We start from the raw sequence: 26587 nt of genomic DNA, 5'->3' as shown, positions 1-26587 counted from the left end.
CGTCGATCTCTCTGGTACTGGCTGAGCAAACGCTCAGTCGGTTGTCGATTGTTCCAGACGGACCACGACGGACTTGCTGGCCGGGGTGTTGCTGGTGTCGGCGGTGGCGTCGAGCGGGACGAGGACGTTGGTCTCCGGGTAGTACGCGGCGGCGCAGCCGCGGGCGGTCGGGTAGTGGACGACGCGGAAGCCGGGGGCGCGCCGTTCGAGGCCGTCCTGCCATTCGCTGACGAGGTCGACGTACGAGCCGTCGGTCACGCCGAGGGAGCGGGCGTCCTCGGGGTTGACGAGGACCACTCGGCGGCCGTTCTTGATGCCCCGGTAGCGGTCGTCGAGGCCGTAGATGGTGGTGTTGTACTGGTCGTGCGAGCGCAGGGTCTGGAGGAGCAGGCGGCCTTCGGGGAGCCCCGGGTACTCGACGGGTGCGGCCGTGAAGTTGGCCTTGCCGGTGGTGGTGGGGAAGCGGCGTTCGTCGCGGGGGGCGTGGGGGAGGGTGAATCCCGCAGGGCGACCAGCAGAACCAGTGACGCGCGCGTTGAAGTCGTCGAAGCCGGGGATCACGCGTGCGATGCGGTCGCGGATGGTGGCGTAGTCCTTCTCGAACTCCTCCCACGGGGTGCGGGAGGCTTCGCCGAGGACGCGGCGGGCGAGGCGGCAGACGATGGCCGGCTCGGACAGCAGGTGTTCGCTCGCGGGTTCCAGGCGGCCGCGTGAGGCGTGGACCATGCCCATGGAGTCCTCGACGGTCACGAACTGCGCCGTGCTTTTCCCGTTCGGGCCGAGCTGGAGGTCGCGCTCGGTACGGCCGAGGGTGGGCAGGATCAGGGCGCGCGCGCCGGTGATCACGTGGGAGCGGTTGAGCTTGGTCGAGACGTGCACGGTGAGGCGGGCGCGGCGCATGGCGGCCTCGGTCACCTCGGTGTCGGGGGAGGCGGAGACGAAGTTGCCGCCCATGGCGAAGAAGACCTTGGCGTCGCCGTCGCGCAGGGCGCGGATGGCTCGTACGACGTCGTAGCCGTGCTCGCGGGGCGGGGCGAAGCCGAACTCCTTCTCCAGGGCGTCCAGGAAGGCCGGGGCGGGGCGCTCGAAGATGCCCATGGTGCGGTCGCCCTGCACGTTCGAGTGGCCGCGGACCGGGCAGACGCCCGCGCCGGGGCGGCCGATGTTGCCGCGCAGGAGAAGGAAGTTGACGACTTCGCGGATCGTGGGCACGGAGTGCTTGTGCTGGGTGAGGCCCATGGCCCAGCAGACGATGGTGCGCTTCGAGGCGAGGACCATGCGGAGGGCCTCGTCGATCTTCGCGCGCTCCAGGCCCGTCGCGGTGAGGGTCTCGTCCCAGTCGGCGGCGCGGGCGGTGGCCGCGAACTCCTCGTAGCCGTGGGTGTGTTCGGCGATGAAGTCTTCGTCGACCGCGCCTTCCGTCTCCAGGATGAGCTTGTTGAGGAGGCGGAAGAGGGCCTGGTCGCCGCCGAGGCGGATCTGCAGGAACAGGTCGGTGAGGGCGGCGCCCTTGAGCATGCCCTGGGGGGTCTGCGGGTTCTTGAAGCGTCCCAGGCCGGCTTCGGGCAGCGGGTTGACGGTGATGATCTTCGCGCCGTTGGCCTTGGCCTTCTCCAGGGCGGAGAGCATGCGCGGGTGGTTCGTGCCGGGGTTCTGCCCGGCGACGATGATCAGGTCCGCCTTGTAGAGGTCGTCGAGCAGGACGCTGCCCTTGCCGATGCCGATGGTCTCGGTGAGGGCGGAACCGGAGGACTCGTGGCACATGTTCGAGCAGTCGGGCAGGTTGTTCGTGCCGAGTTCGCGGGCGAACAGCTGGTAGAGGAACGCGGCCTCGTTGCTCGTACGTCCGGAGGTGTAGAAGAGGGCCTCGTCGGGGGAGTCGAGGGCGGCGAGCTCCTCGGCGACGATGTCGAAGGCGCGCTCCCAGGAGACCGGCTCGTAGTGGTCGGCGCCCTCGGGCAGGTACATGGGGTGGGTGAGGCGGCCCTGCTGGCCGAGCCAGTAGCCGCTGCGGCCGAAGAGGTCGGTGACCGGGTGCGCGGCGAAGAAGTCCGGGGTGACCCGGCGCAGGGTGGCCTCCTCGGCGACCGCCTTCGCGCCGTTCTCGCAGAACTCCGCGGTGTGCCGGTGTTCCGGCTCGGGCCAGGCGCAGCCCGGGCAGTCGAAGCCGTCCTTCTGATTGACGCGCAGGAGGGTCAGCGCGGTGCGCTTCACCCCCATCTGCTGCTGGGCGATGCGCAGGGTGTGTCCGATGGCGGGCAGCCCGGCCGCCGCGTGCTTCGGCTCGGCGATCTGCGGCGCGTCCTGAACCGGATCGCTTGTCGGCGGCTTGCTGGCCATCGCTGAACCCCTTCGCATGCACGTATGAAGTACATCGTCGATCCTCGCACGCGCCGGTGACAGTGACCGTGGCCGGTCCCGGAAGGTCCGCACTGTCAGTGGGGCGTGGCAGGATCGGGGGCGTGGCAGAAACAGCATCGAAGAAGACCGAGAAAACCGCAGGTGCGGGCCGTCCGCGGCTGATGCTCATGGATGGGCACTCGCTGGCGTACCGCGCGTTCTTCGCGCTGCCCGCGGAGAATTTCACGACCGCGACGGGTCAGCCGACGAACGCGATCTATGGTTTCGCGTCGATGCTGGCGAACACGCTGCGCGACGAGGCGCCCACGCATTTCGCGGTGGCGTTCGACGTCTCGCGCAAGACGTGGCGCTCCGAGGAGTTCACGGAGTACAAGGCGAACCGGTCGAAGACCCCGGACGAGTTCAAGGGGCAGGTCGAGCTGATCGGCGAGCTGCTGGACGCGATGCACGCGCAGCGGTTCGCGGTGGACGGCTTCGAGGCCGACGACATCATCGCCACGCTCGCCACACAGGCCGAGGCCGAGGGCTTCGAGGTCCTGATCGTCACCGGTGACCGTGACTCCTTCCAGCTGGTGTCCGAGCACACGACGGTGCTGTATCCGACGAAGGGCGTCTCCGAGCTGACCCGGTTCACTCCGGAGAAGGTCGTCGAGAAGTACGGGTTGACGCCGGCGCAGTACCCCGACTTCGCGGCGCTGCGCGGCGACCCGTCGGACAACCTGCCGGGCATCCCCGGGGTCGGCGAGAAGACGGCCGCGAAGTGGATCAACCAGTTCGGTTCGTTCGCGGACCTCGTCGAGCGCGTCGACGAGGTGAAGGGCAAGGCCGGGCAGAACCTCCGGGACCACCTGGAGGCGGTGAAGCTCAACCGCCGTCTCACGGAGATGGTGAAGGACGTGGAGCTCCCGAAGACGGTCACCGACCTGGAGCGCGCGGCGTACGACCGTACGGCGGTGGTGATGGTCCTGGACACCCTGGAGATCCGCAACCCCTCGCTGCGTGAGCGGCTCTTCGCCGTCGACCCGGGTGCGGAGGAGGCCGAGGAGGCGGCTCCGGTCGTCGAGGGTGTCGAACTGGACGGGGTGGTGCTGGGTGCGGGCGAGCTGAAGCCGTGGCTCGCCGAGCACGATGGCAAGGCGGTCCTGGGTCTGGCCACCGTCGACACGTGGGCGCTGGGTTCGGGTTCGGTGGCCGAGGTCGCGCTCGCCGCGGCGGACGGGGCGGCGGCGTGGTTCGACCCCTCGCGGCTGGACGAGGCCGACGAGAACGCGTTCGCGAAGTGGCTCGCCGACCCCAAGAAGCCCAAGGTGCTGCACAACGCCAAGGGCGCGATGCGGGTCTTCGCCGAGCACGGCTGGACGATCGAGGGCGTGTCCATGGACACCGCGCTCGCCGCCTATCTGGTCAAGCCGGGCCGCCGCTCCTTCGCGCTGGACGCGCTGTCCCTGGAGTATCTGGGCCGGGAGCTGGGGCCCGCTGCCGCGGCCGACGGCCAGCTGGCCTTCGGCGCGGACGACCAGGCCGAGGCCGAAGCGCTGATGGTGCAGGCGCGCACGATCCTCGACCTGGGCGAGGCGTTCGGCGAGAAGCTGGAGGAGGTCGGCGCGGCCGAGCTGCTGCGTGACATGGAGTTGCCCACGTCTGCGCTGCTGGCCCGGATGGAGCGGCACGGCATCGCGGCGGACCGGGCGCACCTGGAAGCCATGGAGCAGATGTTCGCGGGCGCCGTGCAGCAGGCGGTGAAGGAGGCGCACGCCTCCGTGGGGCACGAGTTCAACCTCGGCTCGCCCAAGCAGCTCCAGGAGGTCTTCTTCGGCGAGCTGGACCTGCCCAAGACGAAGAAGACGAAGACGGGTTACACGACGGACGCGGACGCGCTGGCCTGGCTGGCCACGCAGACCGACCACGAGCTGCCGGTCGTCATGCTCCGCCACCGCGAGCAGGCCAGGCTGCGGGTGACGGTCGAGGGCCTGATCAAGACGATCGCCGCGGACGGCCGCATCCACACCACCTTCAACCAGACGGTGGCCGCGACGGGCCGTCTCTCGTCGGTGGACCCGAACCTGCAGAACATCCCGGTCCGTACGGAGGAGGGCCGCGCGATCCGCCGCGGCTTCGTGGTCGGCGAGGGCTTCGAGTCGCTGATGACCGCGGACTACAGCCAGATCGAACTGCGTGTGATGGCCCATCTGTCCGAGGACGAGGGCCTGTTGGAGGCGTTCACGTCGGGTGAGGACCTGCACACGACAGTGGCGTCGCAGGTGTTCTCGGTCGAGCGGTCGGCGGTCGACGCGGAGATGCGCCGCAAGATCAAGGCGATGTCGTACGGCCTTGCCTACGGCCTGTCGGCGTTCGGCCTCTCCCAGCAGTTGAACATCGACGCGGGCGAGGCGCGTGCGCTGATGGACACGTACTTCGAGCGCTTCGGAGGCGTACGGGACTATCTGCGCCGTGTGGTGGACGAGGCCCGCGCCACGGGCTATACGGAGACCCTCTTCGGCCGCCGCCGCTATCTGCCCGACCTGAACAGCGACAACCGTCAGCGCCGCGAGATGGCCGAGCGCATGGCCCTGAACGCGCCCATTCAGGGCACGGCTGCGGACATCGTCAAGATCGCGATGTTGAACGTCGACCGGGCGCTGCGCGAGGCCGGCCTCAAGTCCCGCATGCTCCTCCAGGTCCACGACGAAATCGTGCTGGAGATCGCCCCCGGGGAGCGCGCGAAGACCGAGGAACTGGTCCGCCGGGAAATGGCCGCCGCCGTCAACCTCAGGGCCCCCCTCGACGTCTCCGTCGGCTCGGGCCCGGACTGGGAATCGGCGGCCCACTAGCCTCCGGCGACCCGAGAAGCGCGGCTGGGTGCCGCAGGCAGGCATGCGGCACCCGCCGGGCGGCGGCAGCTCGAGCCCGGGAGGCGAGACCCGATCTCGGCCGGGCCGGGGCGCAGAGCCCGGGCCCGGCCCTGGAAGCCACCCCGGGGAAGGCCGCCCCCAGCCGTTTGCAGGGCAAGCCCCGAGCCCGGTCCCGACCCGTCCCGCGAGCCGCCCGCGGGGCAAGCCCCACTTCGGTGGGCGGGAGACGTGCGGCAACGTGTGCTCTGCTCAGCCCCCGGAGGGAACCGTCACTCGCGTGGCCCTCGACAAGACGCCGCCCGCGCAAGGGGACCGTAAGGATGCGGGCATGGGTATAAGCATGCTCCACCGCCGCACGGCCATGGCCACAGCCGTCGTCTCGGCGCTGCTCGCGCCGGTACCCGCAGTGGCCGCGAGCGCGAGCACCGCCCAGGTGCCCGCAGCCTGCCGCTCGACCCGCAACCCCGCCCTCGCCGCCCGGATGTCCCGCGACATTCAGGCGGTGCTGTCGTCACGCCAGGGCACCGTCTCCGTGGCGGTGCAGGACGACGACACCGATCTGACCTGCGCCCTCGCGAGTGAGCGCCAGTACGACTCGGCGAGCGTCGCCAAGGTCACGATCATGGAGGCCACCCTGCGCCGCGCGGAAGAGCTGCGGCGCACCCTCACGGAATGGGAACTGGCCAACGTACGCCCCATGATCACCATCTCGGACAACACAGCCGCCCAGCATCTGTGGAACGACCTGGGCCACACCTACCTCGGCCGCTTCCTGGACCGTGTCGGAACGCGCCGTACCGAGCTCGGGCCGGCCGGCTACTGGGGTCTGACCCGCACCACGGCCGCCGACCAGATGCGGCTGCTGGACGTGCTCACCAATGCCCGCTCCTTCCTGAAGAGCCGCGCCTATGGTCTGAAGCTGCTGAGTCAGGTCCGTAGCGACCAGCGCTGGGGCGTCCCCGCCGGTATGCCGGTCGGCCTGGAGGCGCACATCAAGAACGGCTGGCTGCCGCGGTCCACCCACGGCTGGCGGGTGCACAGCGTCGGCGCGTTCACCGGCGACGGCCGCACGTACCGCATCGTCGTCCTCTCCCACGACAACCCGACGATGGAGTACGGGGTGGGCACGATCGAGCGCATCGCCCAGGTCGTCCACCGCGGTCTCAACCAGGGGCGCGGCCTCGTCCAGGGCCCCACCCCGCAGAACAGGATCAGCGAGGTGCCGGACGGTTCGGCTCCGTACGAGCCGCTGCCGGGCTGGGACGAGCCGGAGCGGGACGCCACACCCTGACCCCGACGGCGTACACCGCGAGGCCGAGTACGAGCCCGGCGCCCGCGCCGAAGCACAGCGCCGGGATCAGCTCCCACGGCTTCGCGTCGGCGCCCCAGTAGGCCCACCAGCGCGAAGCCCGCTGCGCGGCGCCCACCAGCCCGCAGCCGCCGATGACGGCAGCCGCCAGCCACCGGTCGGAACGCGACAGCACCGGCACCCCCACCGGCTCGCCGGAGGGCGTCCGCCGCAGCGCGACGACCATGAAGGCCACGATCACGACGGCCCCCACCAGCGAACTGGCGTACTGCGCGTACGTGAATCCCGGCGTGCCGTCGGTGTTCCGTCGCAGGACGGGGATCAGCCGTACCCCCCACCGGTCGTGATGTGTGAACGCGTCCCACACGACATGCGTCAGCGCGCCGAGCGCCGCGGAGACGTACCACCGGAGCGCCGACGTCGGGCCCACGGGCCGGCCCGGCGCCCCGCAGCGCAGCAGTTCCGCCGGGCGGCCCTGCCGGGCCCGCGGCAGCAGCGCCACCAGCGGCTCGCGCAGCACCAGCCAGGCGCCCACGAGCGCCCAGGAGACGAGCACGTCGAAGGTGAAGACGCCGGTGAACGAGTGCGTGAAGTCGCCGAATTCCATCGCTCCGGGGAGCACGCTCGCCGCGTAATAGGTCATGTCGGGCGAGAACGAACCGGCCACGAGCACCGCCGTCACCAGCCGGCCACGCCCGCTTCCGTTGCCGCGCACGGCGGGCAGTACGGCCGCCGCATGGCTGAGAGTGAAGGGCAAATCGTCCCCCTGTGGCTGACGTCGGTCGGACATGTCGGCCTCGGTGATCGCCGACGCTCAGTATGAGGGACGTATGAAAATGCCCGGAGGGGCCACCCCGGGATCGGCTTTTCCTTGGACAATCCAACATGGCCAACCGGTGAATATCGGGCGCGAACGGGTGTCCGAGCGACGGAAGTTGTCGTAGGGTCACCTGGGTCACAGAGCCAGCGAACGCGCGGAGCGCGGACGGTCGTCCAAGGGAGGGGTTCACTCAATGGCGGTGCATTTCGGCAGATTGCGCAGGGGAGCGGTGACAACCGCCGCGGCCGCGGTCGTGGTCGCGGCTCTGTCCGCCTCCCAGGCACCCGGAGTGACCACCGAGGACCTCGGTAGACAGGCCGCCGGATCCCAGCCCTCGGCCGACGTGAGCACCGGCACTGAAGGTGGCGGCGCGACCGGCGACTCGCCGTACTACACCGACCTTCCGCCGCTCAACAGCCCCAACCCGAGCCCGAGCCCCTCGGTGACTCCGACTGCGGGCACGCCCGTCTCCGTGGGTGGGGGCGAGGCAGGCATACCCGCGACCGTCCTCGACGCCTACAAGAAGGCCGAGGCCGAGCTGCGCGCGTCCAAGCCGGGCTGCAACCTGCCCTGGCAACTCCTGGCCGCCATCGGCGAGGTCGAGTCCGGCCAGGCCCGCGGCGGCCAGGTCGACGCGAGCGGCACGACGTACTCGCCGATCCTCGGCCCCAAGCTCGACGGCAACGGCTTCGCGCTGATCGCCGACACCGACAACGGCGCGTACGACGGCGACCCGGCCTACGACCGGGCCGTGGGCCCCATGCAGTTCATCCCCTCCACCTGGGAGTGGGCGGGCCGCGACGGCAACGGCGACGGCAAGAAGGACCCCAACAACGTCTACGACGCGGCGCTCGCGGCCGGCCACTACCTGTGCCGGTTCGACCGCGACCTGTCCGTGCAGTCGCAGATGAACGCCGCGATCCTGAACTACAACAACTCGACGGAGTACCTCAACACGGTCCTGTCGTGGCTGGAGTACTACCGCAAGGGCACCCACGAGGTCCCGGACGGCACCGGCACCCTGCCCTCGCACAGCAGCAACGACGGTTCCGCGAGCCCCAGCCCGTCCACGCCCTCGACGTCGACACCGAGTACGACGCCGAGCACCAAGCCGAGCACCAAGCCGAGTACCCCCAAGCCGGGCGGTAGCGGCTCGGCGAGCCCCAGCCCCAGCCCCAGCCCGTCCACGCCGAGTTCGCCCTCGCCGAGCCCGAAGCCTCCCACGCCCACCGAGACGGTGGACCACCTCGAGGACGCGAACACCGGGAAGCTCACGGCGACGGCGGGCTCCGCCTTCGACGCCGAGGTCGCCGTGCGGAGCGAGACCAAGGCGGGCAAGGCCGTGGCGAAGGTCCGGGTGCGGTTCATGATCATCGGTGACACGGACGCCACCTTCGCCGGCGGCGAGAGCGTCGCCACGCTCGTCACCGACGCCACCGGCACCGCCACCGCGCCCGCACTCGTCGCCGGCGAGAAGACCGGCGACTTCACGGTCCGCGCCACCGTCGTGGGCCGCGCCCTGAGCGGCCTCGACTACGCGGCCACCGTCACCCCGCGCCAGGCCGACACCCTCACCCGCACCAGCGACACCGCGCTGACCTGTGTGCCGGGCGGCGAGTTCGCCGACCAGGTCGAGGTGAAGGCCACCTACCAGGGCGCCGTCGCGGGCAAGGTCGCGGCCGTCGCGACCCTCATCAAGGCGGCGGACGACGCCACCGAGAACGACAAGGGTCCGTACTTCAAGGACGCGGACGGCAAGACGATCCGCACCCTCACGGACCTCACGACGGACGCCGACGGCATGCTCAAGCTCCCGAAGCTGTACGCGGACGACACGACCGGCACGTTCCTGCTCCGTATCAACACCACCGGCGGCGCCACGCTGACGGTCGAGCTGCAGGTCGCCGCGGCCGCCTCGTAGGCCGTGGTGTGCAGTTCGTAGCTCGTAACTCGTAGTTCCGCAGTTCCGTACTTCGTACGTGCATCGAGGGCGCCCCTCCGTTTTCCGGCGGAGGGGCGCCCTCGTCTGTGTGTGCAACGTGTTCTCATTTCGCCCCGCCGTTGCTACGGTGCCCCGACCTGACGATGTATCAGGTCTCGTGATCAGGTGTTGTGATCGGGGCTCGTGATGCTGTCTCGATCCTCCGTCCCCCGGGAGGCCCCGCATGCGCGCCCTCATCGCCGCCGCGACCGGTCTCGCCGTGGCGCTCGCCCTGGTGCTCACGATCACGGCCATGGGCTCACCGGCCGGCAAGACGTCACCGAAGCCGCTGCTGACGACCGTGCCCGCACACCCGTAACGCTCAGGGAGGGACGCCGAGATGCGTCGCAAGGCCAGCCTGATCCTGCTCGCCTTCGCCGTGTTCTTCGCGGCGCTGTCCCCGCTGCTGCGCTGGTACGCCTTCCCGCGGCTGGCGAAGATCCCCGCAGGCCAGTACCAGGACATGGTTCTGGAGGCGAAGGACGCGACCCTGCTCGACTACGGCACCATGCAGGCCAGGAAGGTCCCCAAGGTCACCGTCGTACAGACCATCAAGGGCAACGTCGAGGCCTCCGACCGGATCGAGAAGACCGCGGGCCGTGACGTCGTCGTCTGGGACACCCTCTCCTACGTGCAGGGCCCCGACGGGAAGATGGTCTCCAAGCTCCCCGAGCGCTACATCTTCGACGCGCACACCCAGGACCCCGTCCACGCCACCGGCGAGTCCGTCGACGGCGACCCCGTCACCCGCGAGGGCATCGAGTTCAAGTGGCCCTTCCAGACGGAGAAACGGGACTACGAGTACTTCGACGCGCAGACCCGCACCTCGGCCCCCATCCACTACAAGGGCACCCAGGACTTCCGCGGCGTCAAGGTCTACTACTTCGAGCAGACCATCCCCTGGACGAAGGTCGCGTTCCCCAAGGTCATGCCCGTGCAGGGCATCACTCCGGAGTCGGTCGCCAAGACGGGCACGACCCGCTGGTACACGACCGTCCGCAAGTTCTGGGTGGAACCGGTCACCGGAGCGCCGGTCTACGGCGAGGAGATCCACAAGGAGGAGCTGCGGGGCGGCACGCTCCTCGGGGGCCGCGACAAGGTGACCGCCTTCGCCGGGCACGTGAAGATGCGCGAGGACTACATCGAGCACACGGTCGCCCTGGTCAAGTCGAACCGCACACTGGTCCTCCTGATGACCTCGTACCTCCCCTGGGGCTTCCTGGTCCTCGGCGTGGCCCTGCTGTCGCTCTCCCTCTACCTGGAGGCGCGCGGCCGCCGTCCCGGCGACCCGGCGCCCACCCGGGCCGTGGAACCGGAGCCGGTCAACGCCTGAGCCGCGCGTTCGTGTGCCGGGTCGGCGCGGCGGTGGCCGGATGCTCGGGCCACGGATGCTTGGGGTACCGCCCCCGCAGCTCCGCCCGCACCGCCTTGTAACCGTCCCTCCAGAAGGAGGCGAGGTCCGCGGTGACGGCGGCGGGGCGCCCGGCGGGCGAGAGCAGATGGACGACCACGGGCACGCCGGCGACGGCCGGGGACTCGTGCAGTCCGAACATCTCCTGCAGCTTGACGGCGAGTACCGGCTGTTCGGGGTTGCCGTAGTCGATCCGGATCCTGGACCCACTGGGCACCTCGATCCGCTCCGGCGCGAGCACGTCGAGACGGGACGCGTCGCCGGTGGCCCAGGGCAGCAGCCGGGTCAGTGCCTGCCCGGCATCGATCCGCGCCAGATCGGCCCGCCGCCGGGCGCGGCTCAGCTCCGGCTCCAACCACTCCTCCACGCGCGCGTGGAGCGCGTCGTCGGACACGTCGGGCCACGGCGCGCCGAGGTGCAGACGGAGAAAGGCGAGCCGCCGCCGCAGCCCCTCGGCATCCGGGGACCACCGCAACAGGCCGAGCCCGTCCTCCCGCAGCCCTTCGAGCAACGCTTCTCGTACGAGCCCGGAGTCGGCGTTCTTCAGCGGACGCACCGCCAGCTCCACTGCGCCGAGCCGCTCGACCCGCCGTGCGACGACGTCGCCGTCGGCCCAGTGGACCTCGTCGCCCTCGCTGTGCAGGGGCGCCGCGGCCCGCCGTGCCGTGTCCTCGTCGACCACGGCGGCGAGCCGCACACGCGCGTGCCCGGCGCCGACGGGCCGGTCGGCCACGGCGACCGCCAGCCAGGGCGCGCCGCGCAGGGCGGAACCGTCGCCGACATCGGCGCGGGTCCCGTTGACCATGAGATGGGACCCGCCCTGCGCCCGTGCGAGCCGCTCGGGAAACGCCAGGGCGGCCACGATCCCGACCACTTGATCATCGCCGACACGGGCCGGCCCCTCGGCGTTCGCCTTTTGTGGAGAGGAGCCACGGGTGAGTGGGCGGGAAAGCGCCGTTGACGCGGAGCGGAGGCGGTGGGATTCCGTGCGCCAGCGGGGCGCGTAGGCGTCGCCACCGCGCCGGGCGGCACGCCAGGCCGCCGCGAGGTCGTCGCCGTACTCTCGCGGTGGCTCCTCGCTCAGCAGGGCGACGACTTCGGCGGCCCGGTCCACGCCCACCGCGGGGGCCGCGTCCAGCAGGGCCCGGGCGAGCCGTGGGTGCAGGCCCAGGCGGGACATGCGTACACCCCGTTCCGTGGCCCGACCGGCGGGGTCCACGGCACCCACCGCCGCGAGGACGGCGCGCGCCGCCGCCATCGCCCCGCCCGGCGGCGGGTCGAGCAGCGCCAGCCCCGACCCCTCAGGATCGCCCCAGCAGGCCGTCTGCAGGGCGAACGCCGTCAGGTCGGCCACCTTGATCTCCGGGGCGGGGAAGCGCGGGAGACGGGCATCCTCGGCCTCCGTCCAGCAGCGGTACACCCGTCCCGGCGCCTCACGCCCGGCCCGTCCCGCCCGCTGCCGCCCGGCCGCCTGCGAGGCCCGTACCGTCGTCAGCGCGCTCAGCCCGCGCGCGTGGTCCACCCGCGGCTCCCGCGCCAGCCCGGAGTCGACCACCACCCGTACCCCGGGAACCGTCAGCGACGACTCCGCCACGGAGGTGGCCAGGACCACCCGGCGCCGCCCGGCCCCGGCCCCTGGTGACAGCACCGCGTCCTGCACCGCCGCCGACGCCCGGCCATGCACCTGGAGCACCTCGACGGCGCCGCCCAGGTCTCCCAGCCGACCCGCCACGCGCGCGATCTCCCCGACTCCGGGGAGGAAACAGAGGACGTCTCCCTCGCGCTCCGCCAGCGCCCGTCGTACCAGCGACGCGACGTGCGTGAGCAGCGCCGGGTCGACGCGCATGCCGTGCGGCGGCCGGACCGGACGCACCGGAGGCGCCCACACCACCTCCACCGGGTACGAGACACCCTCCGCCTCGACCACGGGAGCGTCGCCCAGCAGCCGTGCCCACCCCGCGGCGTCCGTCGTCGCCGACGCGGCCACGAGCCGCAGCTCGGGACGGAGAGCGGCTCGTACGTCCAGCAGGAAGGCGGCCACCGTGTCGGCGTCCAGATGCCGCTCGTGGCACTCGTCGAGCACCACCACGTCGACGCCCGTCAGCTCCTGGTCCCGCTGCAGCCGTTGCAGGAGGACCCCCGTCGTGACGACCTCCACGCGCGTGCGCGGCCCCACCGCCCGCTCCCCGCGCACGGTGTACCCCACGCTCTCGCCGACCTTCTCGCCGAGCAGCCACGCCATCCGCCGCGCGGCGGCCCGGGCGGCGATCCGCCGCGGCTCGGCGACCACGACCCGGCGTACCGGCCGCCCGTCGCCCCGGTCGTCCTCCTCTTCCAGGAGACCGGCGAGCGCCAGCGGCACGAGGGTCGTCTTGCCGGTCCCGGGCGGCGCCACGAGCACGGCGCTGCCGTCGGACTCCAGGGCGTCGTTCAGCGCGGGCAGGGCGCCGCGTACCGGCAGCGCGTCCAGGGCGTCGTAACGGATCACCCGTTCAGTCTCGTACGCACACGAAGATCGCCGTTCCCGGGATCAGATTCCCGCGCAGCGGGGACCAGCCGCCCCACTCCTGGGTGTTCCAGGCGGGCCACTCCGGCTCGACCAGGTCCAGCAGCCGGAAGCCCCCGGCCACCACGTCACGCACCCGGTCGCCGACCGTCCTGTGGTGCTCGACGTACACCGCGCGGCCCTCCTCGTCCTGCTCGACGTAGGGGGTGCGGTCGAAGTAGGAGGAGGAGACGGACAGGCCCTCGGGGCCGGGCTCGTCCGGGAACGCCCAGCGGATCGGGTGCGTCACGGAGAACACGAAGCGGCCCCCGGGGCGCAGGACGCGGTGGACCTCACGCAGGACGCGCACCGGGTCGGCGACGAACGGCAGCGCGCCGTACGCCGAGCACGCGAGGTCGAAGGAGCCGTCGGCGAAGGGCAGCGCGCCCGCGTCGGCCTCTACAAGGGGCACCCGGCCGCCGATGCGCAGCGCGTGCTGGAGCTGGCGGTGGGAGAGGTCCAGGGCGACCGGACGCGCCCCCTGGGCGGCCAGCCAGCGCGAGCACTGGGCGGCGCCGGCGCCGATCTCCAGGACGTCCTTGCCCTTGAGGTCCTCCGGCGGGCCGAGCAGCTCGGCCTCCACCTCGTCGAGGCCCTCGGGGCCCCATACGAAACGGTCGTCCCCGAGGAACGTGCCGTGTTCTATCTGGTAGTCGTCCGCGTTCCGGTCCCACCAGCCGCGATTGGCGCGGGAACTCTCCGTGACGCCCGCGTCGCGCCGGGTCGCCTCCGGCTCGACGGGTTCGGGCTCCCGGACCTCGGAAGGTTCCGGTTCGTGGATCTGGGGCTCTTGGATGATCGGCTCCCTCGTATTAGTGTGCGGGCTCTTCCGTCCAACCGGTCGCGGGGGTGTCACGACAGGGGCCGCCTATGGCCCGCGTGGCCTCGTGAGACAGGTTTTGTGCCGGGTATGCGGCGATCCGCCCCGGGTGTGCGCCTTCGCGCATTGACCCTGCCCGGCTGCCCCCGTATGCTACAAGTTGCGCTGCGAGCCTGCGCACCTCAGACGTAGCAGGCTGTGCTCGCATCTGTATGTATGTCCCCTCGGTTGTCGAGGCGCCTACGGCAGTGTTTGTGGCACGTCTTTTGTGACGCAGGCACTTCGGTGGGGCGCTTCCTTGGCTGTCCGGCTTCTACAGGGCGAAACGGGCTCCCGGCGTAAGCAGTACCTACGACTCTCTGTCCGTACCGGAGCCCTTTCCCACATGACGAGCAGCACCGAGACCACCGCCACCACCCCGCAGGTTGCGGTCAACGACATCGGTAACGAGGAAGCCTTCCTCGCCGCGATCGACGAGACGATCAAGTACTTCAACGACGGCGACATCGTCGACGGCGTCATCGTGAAGGTCGACCGGGACGAGGTCCTGCTCGACATCGGTTACAAGACCGAAGGTGTCATCCCGAGCCGCGAGCTCTCGATCAAGCACGACGTTGACCCGAACGAGGTCGTCAAGGTCGGCGACGAGATCGAAGCCCTTGTTCTCCAGAAGGAGGACAAGGAAGGCCGCCTGATCCTCTCGAAGAAGCGCGCCCAGTACGAGCGCGCCTGGGGCACCATCGAGAAGATCAAGGAAGAGGACGGCATCGTCACCGGTACCGTCATCGAGGTCGTCAAGGGTGGTCTCATCCTCGACATCGGCCTCCGTGGCTTCCTGCCGGCTTCTCTCGTCGAGATGCGCCGTGTCCGCGACCTCCAGCCCTACGTGGGCAAGGAGCTCGAGGCCAAGATCATCGAGCTGGACAAGAACCGCAACAACGTGGTCCTGTCCCGCCGTGCCTGGCTGGAGCAGACCCAGTCCGAGGTTCGCCAGACGTTCCTCACCACCCTCCAGAAGGGTCAGGTCCGCTCCGGCGTCGTCTCCTCGATCGTCAACTTCGGTGCCTTCGTGGACCTGGGTGGCGTCGACGGTCTCGTGCACGTCTCCGAGCTCTCCTGGAAGCACATCGACCACCCCTCCGAGGTTGTCGAGGTCGGCCAGGAAGTCACCGTCGAGGTCCTCGACGTCGACATGGACCGCGAGCGCGTCTCCCTGTCGCTCAAGGCGACGCAGGAAGACCCGTGGCAGCAGTTCGCCCGGACGCACCAGATCGGTCAGGTCGTCCCGGGTAAGGTCACCAAGCTCGTTCCGTTCGGTGCGTTCGTCCGCGTGGACGAGGGCATCGAGGGTCTGGTCCACATCTCCGAGCTGGCCGAGCGCCACGTGGAGATCCCGGAGCAGGTCGTCCAGGTCAACGACGAGATCTTCGTCAAGGTCATCGACATCGACCTCGAGCGCCGCCGCATCAGCCTCTCGCTGAAGCAGGCCAACGAGTCCTTCGGTGCCGACCCGGCCTCGGTCGAGTTCGACCCGACCCTGTACGGCATGGCCGCGTCCTACGACGACCAGGGCAACTACATCTACCCCGAGGGCTTCGACCCCGAGACCAACGACTGGCTCGAGGGCTACGAGACCCAGCGCGAGGCGTGGGAGCACCAGTACGCCGAGGCGCAGTCACGCTTCGAGCAGCACCAGGCGCAGGTCATCAAGTCCCGCGAGGCCGACGCGCAGGCCGAGGCCGAGGGTGCCGGCTCCGCCGGTGCGGCTCCGGCCGCCTCCGGTGGCGGTTCGTACTCCTCGGAGTCGGACGACACCTCCGGCGCCCTGGCGTCGGACGAGGCCCTGGCGGCCCTCCGCGAGAAGCTCGCCGGCGGCCAGAGCTGATCGCAGCTCACCGCTAGGCAGTCGCACCTGACTGCCGGGCAGTAGTGCATGACTGCGGGCCCGCACCCATCTGGGTGCGGGCCCGCAGTGCGTTTCCTCCCCAGTCGTTCCCAGTCGTCCGCTTGGGCGTCCAGTGGGCTGCACGCGTGGGGTTGCAGAAACCTGTGGGATACACGAGTAACTGACGGGCCGTAACCCGGCATTGGGAGGCTTCCCCGGTCGTTCAAGATCGAAAGGGGAGCCCCTGTCATGGCACAACCTCAGAGCGGTCCTGGTACGAGTCGGCGTTCGTTCCTGCGCAACGTGGGTCTCACGGGCGGCGCGGGCGCGATGTTCGCCACCATGGGCGCCCTCGGCCTCGCCCCCACGGCCGAGGGCGCCCAGCGCGAGCAGCCCTTCCGCGCCCCGCGGTCGGGCGACTTCACCCTCACCGGGCGCGGCGCCGCCAAGGTGGTCATCATCGGAGGCGGCATCGCCGGGCTGGCGTCCGCGTACGAACTCGGCAAGGCGGGCTACGACTGTACGGTCCTGGAGGCCGGAGCCCGCACCGGAGGCCGTAACTTCACGGTTCGCGGCGGCGATTCGACCACGGACCTCTACGGCAACACCCAGACGGCCCGCTTCGCCGAGGGCCAGTACATGAACTGCGGCCCCGCCCGCATCCCCCAGTGGATGATCACCCTTGACTACTGTCGCGAACTCGGCGTCCCCATCGAGGTGTTCACCAACGTCAACGCGGACGCCTACATCTTCAACGAGTCCACCGGCATGACCAAGCCGATGCGCTACCGCACCGCCAAGGCCGACGTCTACGGCTATGTCTCCGAGTTGCTCGCCAAGGCCACCGACAAGGGAGCCCTGGACAAGGAGCTGACCGCCACCGACCAGGAGAAACTCGTCGAACTCCTCAAGGACTGGGGGGAACTCGGCGACACCCTCGCCTACGAGGGCGGAGAGCGCCGCGGATACACGACCGTCCCGGCCGCCGCCGGCACCCCCGGCGACCCCCGCTACAAGCCGCTCAACGAGCCCACCGGACGCGTCTACTTCGCGGGCGACTGGCTGAGCTACACCGACGCCTGGCAGCACGGCGCGTTCAGCTCCGCCCGCAAGGCGGTCCAGGCGCTCCACGCGCGCGTGCTGTCGTCGTAAAGCGAGCATGCTCCTTGCGTACGAGGCACGCGAGGTACGAGCGAGGTACGCGAGCAGGCTCCCAGCGGTGGCTGACGGGCCGAGAAGACACTAAGAAGCACTGGTGATCGAGCGCGGGCTGGGAATGCCCGCGCTCCGCACCGCGTTGTGCAGTACGAACACGAGGAGGAGCGGTCACAGTGCTTGATCCGCAGGGTTTGTACGCATGGGAGCCGAAGGGCCTGGCCGTGGTGGACATGGCGCTCGCCCAGGAGTCGGCCGGTCTGGTCATGCTCTACCACTTCGACGGATACATCGACGCGGGTGAGACGGGCGACCAGATCGTCGACCGGCTGCTCGACACGCTGCCCCACCAGGTCGTGGCGCGCTTCGACCACGACCGGCTCGTGGACTACCGGGCACGCCGCCCGCTGCTGACGTTCAAGCGCGACCGCTGGACCGACTACGAGGAGCCCACGCTCGATGTGCGGCTCGTCCAGGACGCCACGGGCGCACCGTTCCTGCTGCTCTCCGGCCCGGAGCCGGACGTCGAGTGGGAGCGCTTCGCCGCTGCCGTGCAGCAGATCGTGGAGCGGCTCGGTGTCCGCCTCTCCGTGAACTTCCACGGCATCCCCATGGGCGTCCCGCACACCCGCCCCGTGGGCCTGACCCCGCACGGCAACCGCACCGATCTGGTGCCGGGCCACCGCAGCCCCTTCGACGAGGCGCAGGTACCCGGCAGCGCCGAGGCCCTCGTCGAGTACCGCCTCATGGAGGCCGGACACGACGTCCTGGGCGTCGCCACGCACGTCCCGCACTACATCGCCCGCTCCCCGTACCCGGACGCCGCACTGACCGTCCTGGAGGCCATCACCGGCGCCACGGGCCTGGTGCTCCCCGGTATCGCGCACTCCCTGCGCACCGAGGCGCACCGCACCCAGACGGAGATCGACCGCCAGATCCAGGAGGGCGACGAGGAGCTCGTCGCGCTCGTGCAGGGCCTCGAGCACCAGTACGACGCCGCCGCGGGCGCCGAGACGCGGGGCAACATGCTCGCGGAGCCGGTGGACATTCCGTCGGCGGACGAGATCGGCCTTGAGTTCGAGCGATTTCTGGCGGAGCGGGAGGGCGACGCGTAGGCCCCCCTCAGGGGTCCGCGGCGGGCCTGTCAGTGGCAGGCCCTAAGCTCTCGGTCATGTTGAGGGTGGGCCTGACCGGCGGTATCGGCGCCGGCAAGAGCGAGGTGTCGCGGCTGCTCGTGCGGCACGGCGCGGTGCTGATCGACGCGGACCGGATCGCGCGGGAGGTCGTCGCGCCCGGAACTCCTGGGCTCGCGGCCGTCGTCGACGCCTTCGGCGCGGACGTGCTCGCACCGGACGGCAGCCTGGACCGCCCCAAACTGGGCTCGATCGTCTTCGCCGACCCCGAGAAGCTCGCCGTCCTGAACTCGATCGTGCACCCCTTGGTGGGCGCCCGCTCCCGCGAACTCGAGAGCGCCGCCACCGAGGACGCCGTCGTGATCCACGACGTCCCGCTGCTCGCCGAGAACGCCCTCGGACCGCTGTACGACCTCGTGGTCGTCGTCGACGCCAGCCCCGAGACCCAGCTCGACCGCCTCGTACGGCTGCGCGGCATGACCGAGGCCGACGCCCGCGCCCGTATGGCGGCCCAGGCAACCCGCGAGAAGCGCCTGCAGATCGCGGACGTCGTCATCGACAACGACGTACCTCTGGAGGAGCTCGAGCGGCGCGTACGGGAAGTGTGGGCCGATCTCGTGCGCCGGGCGCACGCGCGCCAGGAATAGCAGCGCTCGACGGGGGCGTTGAACCCGTGCAGTGAGGGAAGGACTCTGCCGTGCCCGAGATCAGCGGATCGACCGGACGTACTCCGGAGACGCATGTCATCGACTTCCGTGCCGCCGAGCAACTGCTCGCCGCACGGGACCCGCGGGGCGCGGTGAAGCTGCTCGACCCAGTGATCGCCGCGCATCCGGAGAACACCGCCGCCCGACTGCTGCGCGCGCGTGCCTTCTTCGCCGCCGCGCAACTGCGGCCCGCCGAGCTGGAGTTCACGATCGTCCTGGAGCGCGAGCCGGACAACGCGTTCGCGCACTTCGCGCTCGCCCGCACCTATGAGCGCCAGCGTCGCCCCGACCAGGCGAAGCGGCACTTCCGACTGGCGGCGGCGCTCGACCCGAAGCCGCAGTACCTGGAAGCGGCGCGCTTCGACTCGTAGCCGCCCCCCGCGGATCGTGCGCGCCCCTCGCGGGTCCTTTACGGGTTCGGTTCTACGGGTGGCGGTGGTCCGGCGGGCGGTACGGCGGGATGTCGCGGCCCGGCTGGTAATGCGGCCCCTGATGGATGTGCCGCAGGATCATGGTCATGTCGACGGTGACGATGAGCCACAGCACGCCGCAGGCGGCCGCCCACCCGGGCCGTCCGGCCCACGCGAACGCGGCCGTTCCGAAGATCGCCCAGACCAGGCCCCAGACACTCAGCCAGAAGCGCAGCCGCAGAGGACTGCGCGCTGTCATCGGTTCACTGCCCGTACGCATCGCAACCACTACTCCGTGACCACCGCTCCTACTGGAAACGTACTCTTCGCAGTGCACGTTCACCAAAGGACCGCGGAGAGCTGACGGGCGACAGCGGACAGTGGTCGGACCGACGGGAGGCGAGGGTGCTGCTGGAGGCGCTGCGGGCGGACGCGAGGCTCGCCGAGTGGCTGAGGGACCTGGAGAGCGAGGACACCCCCCGGACGGAGGCGGTGCTGCCGGACGCCGACGAGCTGCCGGACATCCTGCTCGACCTGGCCGTGGCCCACGAGCACATCAACGAACTCGTCGCGCTGCGCGCCCGGTTGGCGGCGGACCCGGAGGCGATGACGCTCCTCGCGCGGTGCGTCGGCCGCTTCGTACGCGACATGGGGGAGATCGGAAAGGGGTGGGAGCCGCCCGCGTTCCCCGCGTCGACGGGGCCGCTCGGGCGCTGCTTCCACCTGTACGTCTTCGTCGCGGCGCTCCCGTATGTGCGGGCCTACCACCGCGGGCGCGGCATCCCCGACGAGGTGTCCCGGCGCACCCTCGCCGACCTCGGCCGGCATGTGGCCGTGCACCACAGACGGCTCGGTACGCCGGGGCTGCTGTTCCCCTGGTGGATCGCCCTGCACTTCCACGGCGAGCTGTTCCAGCTGGGCCGGCTGCAGTTCCAGCGGGCGCGGCTCGGCCGGCGTACGGGGCGGGCCGTCGCGGCGGCGGGCCTCGGCGTCGGACCCGGCGACCCCTGTCTGAGCCTGCACATAACCGACTTCCACGGCCCGCTGTCTCCCGCCGCCTGCGACCGGTCGCTCGCGCAGGCACGGGAGTTCTTCGCCCGGCACTATCCCGACGAGCGCCATGAAGTCGCCGTGTGCCACTCCTGGCTGCTCGATCCGCAGCTCGGACGGTATCTGCCGGCGGACTCGAACATCATCCGCTTCCAGGAACGCTTCGAGGTCGCGTACCGGGAGACCACCCCGGACGACGGGGTGCCGGTCGGCTTCGTCTTCGGCGATCCGGAGCTGCCGACGGGTGCGCTGCCGCGGCGCAACGCCGTGGAGCGGGCGGTGGGGGACCATCTGCGCGCGGGCGGGCACTGGTACGGCGGGCACGGCTGGTTCGCGCTGTAACCCCCGGTGCACGGTCAGCCGGTAATGTCCGGGCCACGGCGATGAGTTCCGGACATGTGCCCGGTCTACCTCTGCGACAGCAACGTGTAACGCTTCGCACAGGAGACCCTGATGTCCGAGACCACCGCCCCCGTCACCATCGTCCCCGCCACCACGGCCACCCGCGCCTCCTCTTCCGCCGTCACCGCCTCCTCCGGCGCGTCCGCCACGACCCGCAGCCGTGGTGGCGCCCGGATCTCCCTGGGCGCCCTGCAGATCGTGCTCGGTCTGTTCTACGCGTTCGCGAGCGCGCTGCCCAAGCTGATCGCGCACCCGTCGGCCACCGAGGTCTTCGACAAGCTCGGGTGGGGCAGCCCGGGGATGTACACCATCGGCGCGCTCGAACTCGCCGGCGGCCTCGCCCTGCTGATCCCGCCGCTGTCCTCGGTGGCGGCGATGGCGCTCGGCGCGCTGATGGTCGGTGCCTTCATCGTGAACGTCACCGTCATCCACGGGCCGTACGCGGCGACCCCGCTCATCCTGATCCTGCCGCTCGCGCTGATCGCGTGGGCGCGCAGGAGCCACAACGCCGAGCTGGTCCGGCTGGTGCGCCGACGGGCATGACCGACGGCGCAGGCGCGGTCAAGGGGCCTCGGGACCGCCGAGGCCCCTGAGGCGTTCCAGCTCCCGGCGGTCGCGCTTGGTCGGGCGGCCCGTGCCACGGTCGCGGATGCCCGCCGGGGCGACGGCCTCGCGCGGCGGGGGCGGCGGACTGTTGTCCACGTAGCACTCGACGGCGACAGGCGCGCCGACCCGCTTGCGGATCACCCGCTTCACGACGACGATCCGCTCCCGGCCTCCGTGCCGCAGACGCACCTCGTCGCCGACGTGCACGGCGTATGCGGGCTTGACGCGTTCGCCGTTCACCCGGACGTGCCCGCCCCGGCAGGCGGTCGCACCCATCGAGCGGGTCTTGACCAGACGTACGGACCAGATCCAGCTGTCGACCCGCACACTCTCGCCGCCCGCCGGACGGGCGGCCTCGGCGGCGGTCACCGCCGTCTTCTCGTCGTTCCGCTCGACCTGCTCGTTCTGCTCGACCTGCTCGACGTTCTGCTCGACGTCCGCACCATCAGAAGCCATGCCTCGACTTTAGAAGACGCCTCCCGCGGCCCGGAAACGGCTGGGCGGTCTCGCCATGGCGGTGTGGAAGTTCGGCCGGATCGAGGTCAGGACCGGGACGGGTGCCTGTGGGCCGTGACGGGTACCTGGGCTTGGGCGGCGGGTGCCTGGTCGTACGGTGGGGGCATGGATGTCGGGAACCTGGACGGCCTGGGTGCATTGGGTGATCTGGACGCTCGGATCGCCGGGTGTCGGGCCTGTCCGCGGTTGGTCGCGTGGCGCGAGGAGGTGGCCCGCACCAAGCGTGCCGCCTTCGCCGACCAGACATACTGGGGCCGCCCGGTCCCCGGCTTCGGACCGGCCGACGCCTCGCTGCTCGTCGTCGGGCTCGCGCCCGCCGCGCACGGCGGGAACCGGACCGGGCGGATGTTCACGGGAGACCGGTCCGGGGACGTGCTCTACGCGGCGCTGCACGACGTGGGGCTCGCGTCGCGCGGGACCTCGGTGAGCGCGGACGACGGACTGGAGCTGTACGGCGTACGCGTGACCTCGCCCGTGCACTGCGCGCCGCCCGCCAATAAGCCGACGCCCGGGGAACGGGACACCTGCCGCCCCTGGTTCGTACGGGAGTTGGAGCTGCTGCGGCCCACGCTCCGGGCGGTGGTCGTGCTCGGAACCTTCGGCTGGCAGGCCGCGTTGCCCGCGTTCGCCGCGGCGGGGTGGACGGTGCCCCGGCCCAGGCCGGTGTTCGCGCACGGGGCGCGGGTTTCTCTGGGGCCGGAGGTTTCACGGGGCTCGAATGTCTCGCTGGGCTCGGAGGAATCGCCGGGGTCCGTCGAGCTCTTCGGGTGCTTTCACGTCAGCCAGCGGAACACGTTCACCGGACGGCTGACGCCCGCCATGCTGCGGGACGTGCTGCGTACGGCGGCCGGGGCGGCGGGGCTGACGACGCGGCCGTACGAGGGTTAACCTCGCCCGATGGGACTGTATCCGGAGATCGAACCGTACGACCACGGCATGCTCGACGTCGGCGACGGCAACCGCGTGTACTGGGAGGTCTGCGGGAATCCCGACGGCAAGCCCGCCGTCATGCTGCACGGCGGTCCGGGGTCCGGCTGCGGTCCTTGGTTCCGGCGCTACTGCGACCCCGCCAAGTACCGGATCGTGCTGCTCGACCAGCGCGGTTGCGGACGTTCCACCCCGCTCGCGAGCGTGTTCGGGACGGACATGAGCGTCAATACGACGGCGCATGTGATCGGGGACCTGGAGCTGCTGCGACGTCACTTGGGCATCGAGCGGTGGCTGGTGTGGGGGGTGTCGTGGGGTTCGGTGCTGGGGCTGCGGTACGCGCAGACGCACCCGGACGTCGTCTCCGAGCTGGTGCTGACCGCGGTGGCCACCGGATCGAACGCCGAAGTGGCCCTGATGACCAGGGGACTTGGGAAGATCTTCCCCGAGGCCTTCGAACGGTTCCTCGCCGAGCTGCCCGAGGGGGACCGGGACGGGAACCTCGCGGCCGCGTACAGCCGGCTGCTCGAATCGCCCGACCCCGAGGTGCGGGTGCGGGCGGCGCGGGCCTGGACCGACTGGGAGACGGCGATCGTCCCCGCGCCCCCGAGGTCCGTGGAGCGCTACGAGGACCCGTCGTTCCGCCTCGGCTTCGCGAGGACCGTCACGCACTACTTCGGCAACGACCACTTCCTGGGGGAGGACAACGACGAGGGCGTCGTGATCCGTGACGCGCCCCTGCTGAAGGGCATCCCCGGCACCCTCGTCCAGGGCAGTCTCGACTTCGCGAACCTGCTGGGCACGGTGTGGCGGCTCCACCGGGCCTGGCCCGACAGTGAGTTGGTCGTCGTGGACGACGTGGGGCACACCATGGGGGCGAGTGGTGTGGTGGACGCGTTGGTGGCGGCAACGGACAAGTACGCCCTCCGCTAGGCCCTGTCGGGATCTTCGGGTTCAGGAAACTTCGGGTTCAGGGAACTTCGGTTTCGCCGAAGAGGTGCCGCACTGTCGACCGGTAGTTGGCCTGGACGTGGGCGAGGGCGTGCGCGCGAGCACGCTCTGGGTCGCCGGAGGCGATGGACTCGTACAACTCGTGGTCCTCGGTGAGGAGTTGAGGCCACTCCTCGTTCTGACGGGTGAGCCGGCGCAGCCGGCCGTCGACCGGCTCCATGACGGAGATCAGCAGGGTCTTCAACTGTTGGGTGTTTGGCTTGAGCAGGCTGGTTGATGCTACTTCGTGTCATCGGTGCGGATCCTCAGGATCTGCCACTGCTTTCATCCTGGTTGGTTACGGTTTCCATCGATTTTGAGAGATGCGGGTGTTCACCGTCTTGTCCTCGTCGGATGCCGACGGTCGTGGTCTTCCCGCACTTTCCCGGCCTTCCCGGACCCTGAGGGTGCGGGAAGGCCGTGTCTTTGTGTGATGGTCGGTCGTTAGGCCGATCGGAGTGCCGGGATGCGGCCGCTGCTGAAGATGGCCGGACACGTGCGGGATAGGCGGGGTGGCGGGCATGGCCAGGCTGATGGCGACGGCCACGTGCACCGCCTTCTCCGGTGTGCTGGAGGGCAGTGGTGAGCGGGTCGGGCAGCGTGTCTTGCTGGAACGGGTGGGGTTTCTGGCGGAGTTGAGCCGGGAGCTGGCCGGTGCTCTGGTGGCCGCCCGGTGGGATGAGGATTCCCTGGATGTGCTGGCCGCCGGGGTGGACGGGCGGGGCGAGGCGCTGCCGTCCAAGGGGTGGATGGCGCTGCGCCGCTTGACCTGGCCCCAGGATGTGCCGTCCCCGGCGGGGGTGTATGTCTCGGACCGGGTGCGCCGGGGCGTGGAGGAGTATGCCGCGCGTACCCTGCGGCTGGCCCTGCACCGGCGCGGCATCGTGGCCGCGGTCCTGGCCACCTGGCCGGATGATCCGCGGCGGCGCACCGAGGCGGAATGGGCGGCGCTGCGGGCGGTGTTGCCTGCTGGGGTGAGTGGTGCGGAGATCCGCAACCGCACCCGCCAGGTGCGTGCGTACGTGGCCGAGTACGGGCTGTTGCCCGCCGGGCTGTGCGTCCTGGAGGGCCCGCCGCGGGTGGCCGGGCAGGTGTTGCTGGCGGCGATGGACCGCCAGCAGGTCACGCTGGCCCGGGTGGACGAGGCGAGTGCCCGGTTGCGGGTCAAGCTCCCCCTGCGGGCGGCGCCCGCCACGGGGCGGGACTGGGTCTGGCATGTGATCGACATCCGGCTGCCCGGCACCGTCGCGGCGGACGCGGTGCTGCACACCCCCACCTTGCGCACCACTCGCACGGGCCGGATCGCCGTCGACCTGCCGCACTCCCGGCCCGTGACGGCCACCAGGGCGAGTGGGCATACCGTGGGGCTCGGTTTCGACTGGGGTGTCAACACCCTGCTCACCGGTGTCCTGGGCCGCCTGACCGGAAGAGGGCAGACCCGCCGGGTGGTCACCGATGGGCGGCCCCTGGTCTTCGACGCCACCACGGTCAGTGCCGTCCTGCACCGGCTGCGCGGCGTGCGCGAGCACCTCGCCGTCAAGCGTGATCACTACCGGGCCCTCGCGGATGGGCTCGGCTCCCCGCACCTGGCCTGGGGTGAACACCTCGACCGGGCACGGGTACTGGAGGTCGAGCATGTGCGGGTGTGTGCCCGGATCCGGCAGCTGAATGCCGCGCTGGCCTGGGCGGCGGCCCGCTGGGCCGTCGGCCAGGCGGCAGCGCTCGGCGCGAGCGTCATCTACCTGGAAGACCTCGCCACCCTGGAAGCCCGCGGCCACCGCAAGGGCAACGCCCGGCTGTCCGGGCAGGTGCGCGGCACGGTGGCCGAGGCGATGCGGCACCTGGGAGCGAAGGCGGGGATCGCGGTGGTCACCGTCCCGGCCCGGGGCACCTCCACACTGTGCCCCGGCTGCCTGAACACCCTCACCCACCATCCGGCCCCCGACCGGCTCGCCGAGCGCGGCTGGAAGTGGGCGCACTGCGCGCGGTGTGGACTGTCCATGGACCGGGATCACGCCGCCGCCCGCCGGATCGTCTCCCGCGGCCTGCTCGCCCAGGCCCACACCCTCACCGACCGCGCCACCGGCGCCCGGACCATCCGCACCACGATGGAGGGCACGGTGGCTCTGGTCCGCCGCCCGAAGAAGGCCACCCGCCGCCTGCGCCGACTACGCCGCGCCGAGATGACCCCACCCCGGCCGCGCGGACCGAAGGCCACCCCGGGCAAGGGGCACCCCACGCCCAGCAGGCCCACCGGCCCCCAATACCAGCCCGCCCGGCGTGCTGCCCCGGCACATGCCCCGGGCCCCACGACTTCCCGCCGTATGCCCGATGTGCGTACGGTCCCCGCCACCACCCCCACCACGGGGGCAGTCCAGCGTCCGGCGGGGCATGACACACAGGCACCAGCCCTGTCCGGGCCGGTGCCAGGTCATGGAGTACCCGCACCCCACCGGCCGGAAGACCTTCTTCCGGCCGGCCGGATGCGGCTCTCGAACAGAACCTGCCGGCGGCGCACCCGCGCCGCCGAGCGGACCGGCTTCCACCACCTGCACGCCACCGAGGTCCACCCCCTCACCCCGAGGTTCGGACCCCACAACGGCGACCGCACACGGCCACGCCGCGCCCGAAAAGCCTGGAAACCACAGGCACACACAGAGTTCTAGAGACGCTGTTGCCCGCCATGGCGAGGATGCAGTCGTGGAAG

Annotated in this window: 21 protein-coding genes and 1 pseudogene; 15 read left to right on the top strand and 7 right to left on the bottom strand. The window is 70.9% G+C overall.

The annotated features are described in order from the left end of the window. Positions 1–33 precede the first annotated feature (33 nt). Positions 34–2340, bottom strand: a complete 2307-nt coding sequence (locus OG747_RS10890) for an FdhF/YdeP family oxidoreductase (RefSeq protein WP_405879096.1) — start codon at positions 2338–2340, stop codon at positions 34–36. Between the two features lie 122 nt (positions 2341–2462). On the opposite strand from OG747_RS10890, the gene polA reads away from it, so the two are divergent. After that, positions 2463–5192, top strand: coding sequence for a DNA polymerase I (gene polA, locus OG747_RS10885; protein WP_405879095.1), 2730 nt, complete (start codon positions 2463–2465; stop codon positions 5190–5192). A 349-nt stretch (positions 5193–5541) separates the two neighbouring features. Further along, positions 5542–6504, top strand: coding sequence for a serine hydrolase (locus OG747_RS10880; RefSeq protein WP_405879094.1), 963 nt, complete (start codon positions 5542–5544; stop codon positions 6502–6504). On the opposite strand, the gene OG747_RS10875 is transcribed toward OG747_RS10880, so the two are convergent. Continuing rightward, positions 6425–7279, bottom strand: a complete 855-nt coding sequence (locus tag OG747_RS10875; protein WP_405885503.1) for a DUF4184 family protein — start codon at positions 7277–7279, stop codon at positions 6425–6427. The genes OG747_RS10880 and OG747_RS10875 overlap by 80 nt on opposite strands. Positions 7280–7535: 256 nt before the next feature. On the opposite strand from OG747_RS10875, the gene OG747_RS10870 reads away from it, so the two are divergent. The 3 genes from OG747_RS10870 (at position 7536) to OG747_RS10860 (ending at position 10656) form a co-directional block, all read left to right on the top strand. Next, a complete protein-coding gene (locus OG747_RS10870) occupies positions 7536–9263 on the top strand; it encodes a lytic transglycosylase domain-containing protein (protein ID WP_405879092.1) in 1728 nt (575 codons plus the stop codon). A 244-nt stretch (positions 9264–9507) separates the two neighbouring features. After that, on the top strand, positions 9508–9642 hold the full coding sequence (locus OG747_RS10865) for an SPW_0924 family protein (RefSeq protein WP_362519077.1): 135 nt from the start codon (positions 9508–9510) through the stop codon (positions 9640–9642). Positions 9643–9663: 21 nt separating this feature from the next. After that, positions 9664–10656 carry a DUF3068 domain-containing protein gene (locus OG747_RS10860; protein WP_405879091.1) on the top strand — a complete coding sequence of 331 codons (993 nt, stop codon included), beginning with the start codon at positions 9664–9666 and terminating at the stop codon, positions 10654–10656. Here the strand turns inward: OG747_RS10860 and hrpB are convergent. Next, complete coding sequence (hrpB, locus tag OG747_RS10855) at positions 10646–13222, bottom strand: ATP-dependent helicase HrpB (RefSeq protein WP_405879090.1); 2577 nt, start codon at positions 13220–13222, stop codon at positions 10646–10648. The genes OG747_RS10860 and hrpB overlap by 11 nt on opposite strands. Positions 13223–13226: 4 nt before the next feature. After that, entirely contained in the window at positions 13227–14135 is a 909-nt protein-coding gene (locus OG747_RS10850) for a class I SAM-dependent methyltransferase (protein WP_405879089.1), read from the bottom strand. 349 nt (positions 14136–14484) lie between these two features. Here OG747_RS10850 and rpsA point away from each other — a divergent pair, with 349 nt between their 5' ends. The 5 genes from rpsA to OG747_RS10825 all read left to right on the top strand — a co-directional run bounded on the left by rpsA (position 14485) and on the right by OG747_RS10825 (position 19350). Next, on the top strand, positions 14485–15984 hold the full coding sequence (gene rpsA, locus OG747_RS10845; RefSeq protein ID WP_405879087.1) for a 30S ribosomal protein S1: 1500 nt from the start codon (positions 14485–14487) through the stop codon (positions 15982–15984). Between the two features lie 330 nt (positions 15985–16314). Beyond that, the gene (locus OG747_RS10840) at positions 16315–17136 is read left to right on the top strand and encodes a flavin monoamine oxidase family protein (protein ID WP_405885502.1); all 822 of its coding nucleotides are present in this window, start codon (positions 16315–16317) and stop codon (positions 17134–17136) included. A 179-nt stretch (positions 17137–17315) separates the two neighbouring features. Next, entirely contained in the window at positions 17316–18254 is a 939-nt protein-coding gene (locus OG747_RS10835; protein WP_405879086.1) for a PAC2 family protein, read from the top strand. Positions 18255–18310: 56 nt separating this feature from the next. Further along, a complete protein-coding gene (coaE, locus tag OG747_RS10830) occupies positions 18311–18919 on the top strand; it encodes a dephospho-CoA kinase (RefSeq protein ID WP_405879085.1) in 609 nt (202 codons plus the stop codon). A gap of 50 nt (positions 18920–18969) precedes the next feature. Further along, positions 18970–19350, top strand: a complete 381-nt coding sequence (locus OG747_RS10825; protein ID WP_362513563.1) for a tetratricopeptide repeat protein — start codon at positions 18970–18972, stop codon at positions 19348–19350. Positions 19351–19402: 52 nt separating this feature from the next. Here the strand turns inward: OG747_RS10825 and OG747_RS10820 are convergent, their stop codons facing one another. Then, complete coding sequence (locus OG747_RS10820) at positions 19403–19669, bottom strand: DUF6343 family protein (protein ID WP_405879084.1); 267 nt, start codon at positions 19667–19669, stop codon at positions 19403–19405. A 125-nt stretch (positions 19670–19794) separates the two neighbouring features. On the opposite strand from OG747_RS10820, the gene OG747_RS10815 reads away from it, so the two are divergent. Further along, positions 19795–20781 (top strand): acyltransferase domain-containing protein, encoded by a 987-nt coding sequence (locus OG747_RS10815; RefSeq protein WP_405879083.1) that lies wholly within the window; start codon positions 19795–19797, stop codon positions 20779–20781. 111 nt (positions 20782–20892) lie between these two features. Further along, a complete protein-coding gene (locus OG747_RS10810) occupies positions 20893–21384 on the top strand; it encodes a DoxX family protein (RefSeq protein WP_405879082.1) in 492 nt (163 codons plus the stop codon). Positions 21385–21402: 18 nt separating this feature from the next. Here OG747_RS10810 and OG747_RS10805 read toward each other — a convergent pair whose 3' ends face one another. Beyond that, a complete protein-coding gene (locus tag OG747_RS10805) occupies positions 21403–21903 on the bottom strand; it encodes an RNA-binding S4 domain-containing protein (RefSeq protein ID WP_405879081.1) in 501 nt (166 codons plus the stop codon). A 165-nt stretch (positions 21904–22068) separates the two neighbouring features. Here OG747_RS10805 and OG747_RS10800 point away from each other — a divergent pair, with 165 nt between their 5' ends. After that, positions 22069–22851: a uracil-DNA glycosylase gene (locus OG747_RS10800; protein WP_405879080.1), complete on the top strand. Its 783-nt coding sequence runs from the start codon at positions 22069–22071 to the stop codon at positions 22849–22851. Between the two features lie 9 nt (positions 22852–22860). Next, positions 22861–23823 carry a prolyl aminopeptidase gene (pip, locus tag OG747_RS10795; RefSeq protein WP_405879079.1) on the top strand — a complete coding sequence of 321 codons (963 nt, stop codon included), beginning with the start codon at positions 22861–22863 and terminating at the stop codon, positions 23821–23823. Between the two features lie 37 nt (positions 23824–23860). Here the strand turns inward: pip and OG747_RS10790 are convergent. Further along, a pseudogene (locus OG747_RS10790) lies at positions 23861–24079 on the bottom strand (FCD domain-containing protein); the annotation flags it as partial. A 322-nt stretch (positions 24080–24401) separates the two neighbouring features. Here OG747_RS10790 and OG747_RS10785 point away from each other — a divergent pair. Beyond that, positions 24402–26546 (top strand): zinc ribbon domain-containing protein, encoded by a 2145-nt coding sequence (locus OG747_RS10785; RefSeq protein WP_405879078.1) that lies wholly within the window; start codon positions 24402–24404, stop codon positions 26544–26546. Positions 26547–26587 lie beyond the last annotated feature (41 nt).

Origin of the sequence: Streptomyces sp. NBC_01384 (assembly GCF_045040035.1) — a bacterium.
Taxonomy (GTDB): Bacteria; Actinomycetota; Actinomycetes; order Streptomycetales; family Streptomycetaceae; genus Streptomyces.
This window is presented reverse-complemented; position numbering and strand designations above follow the sequence as displayed.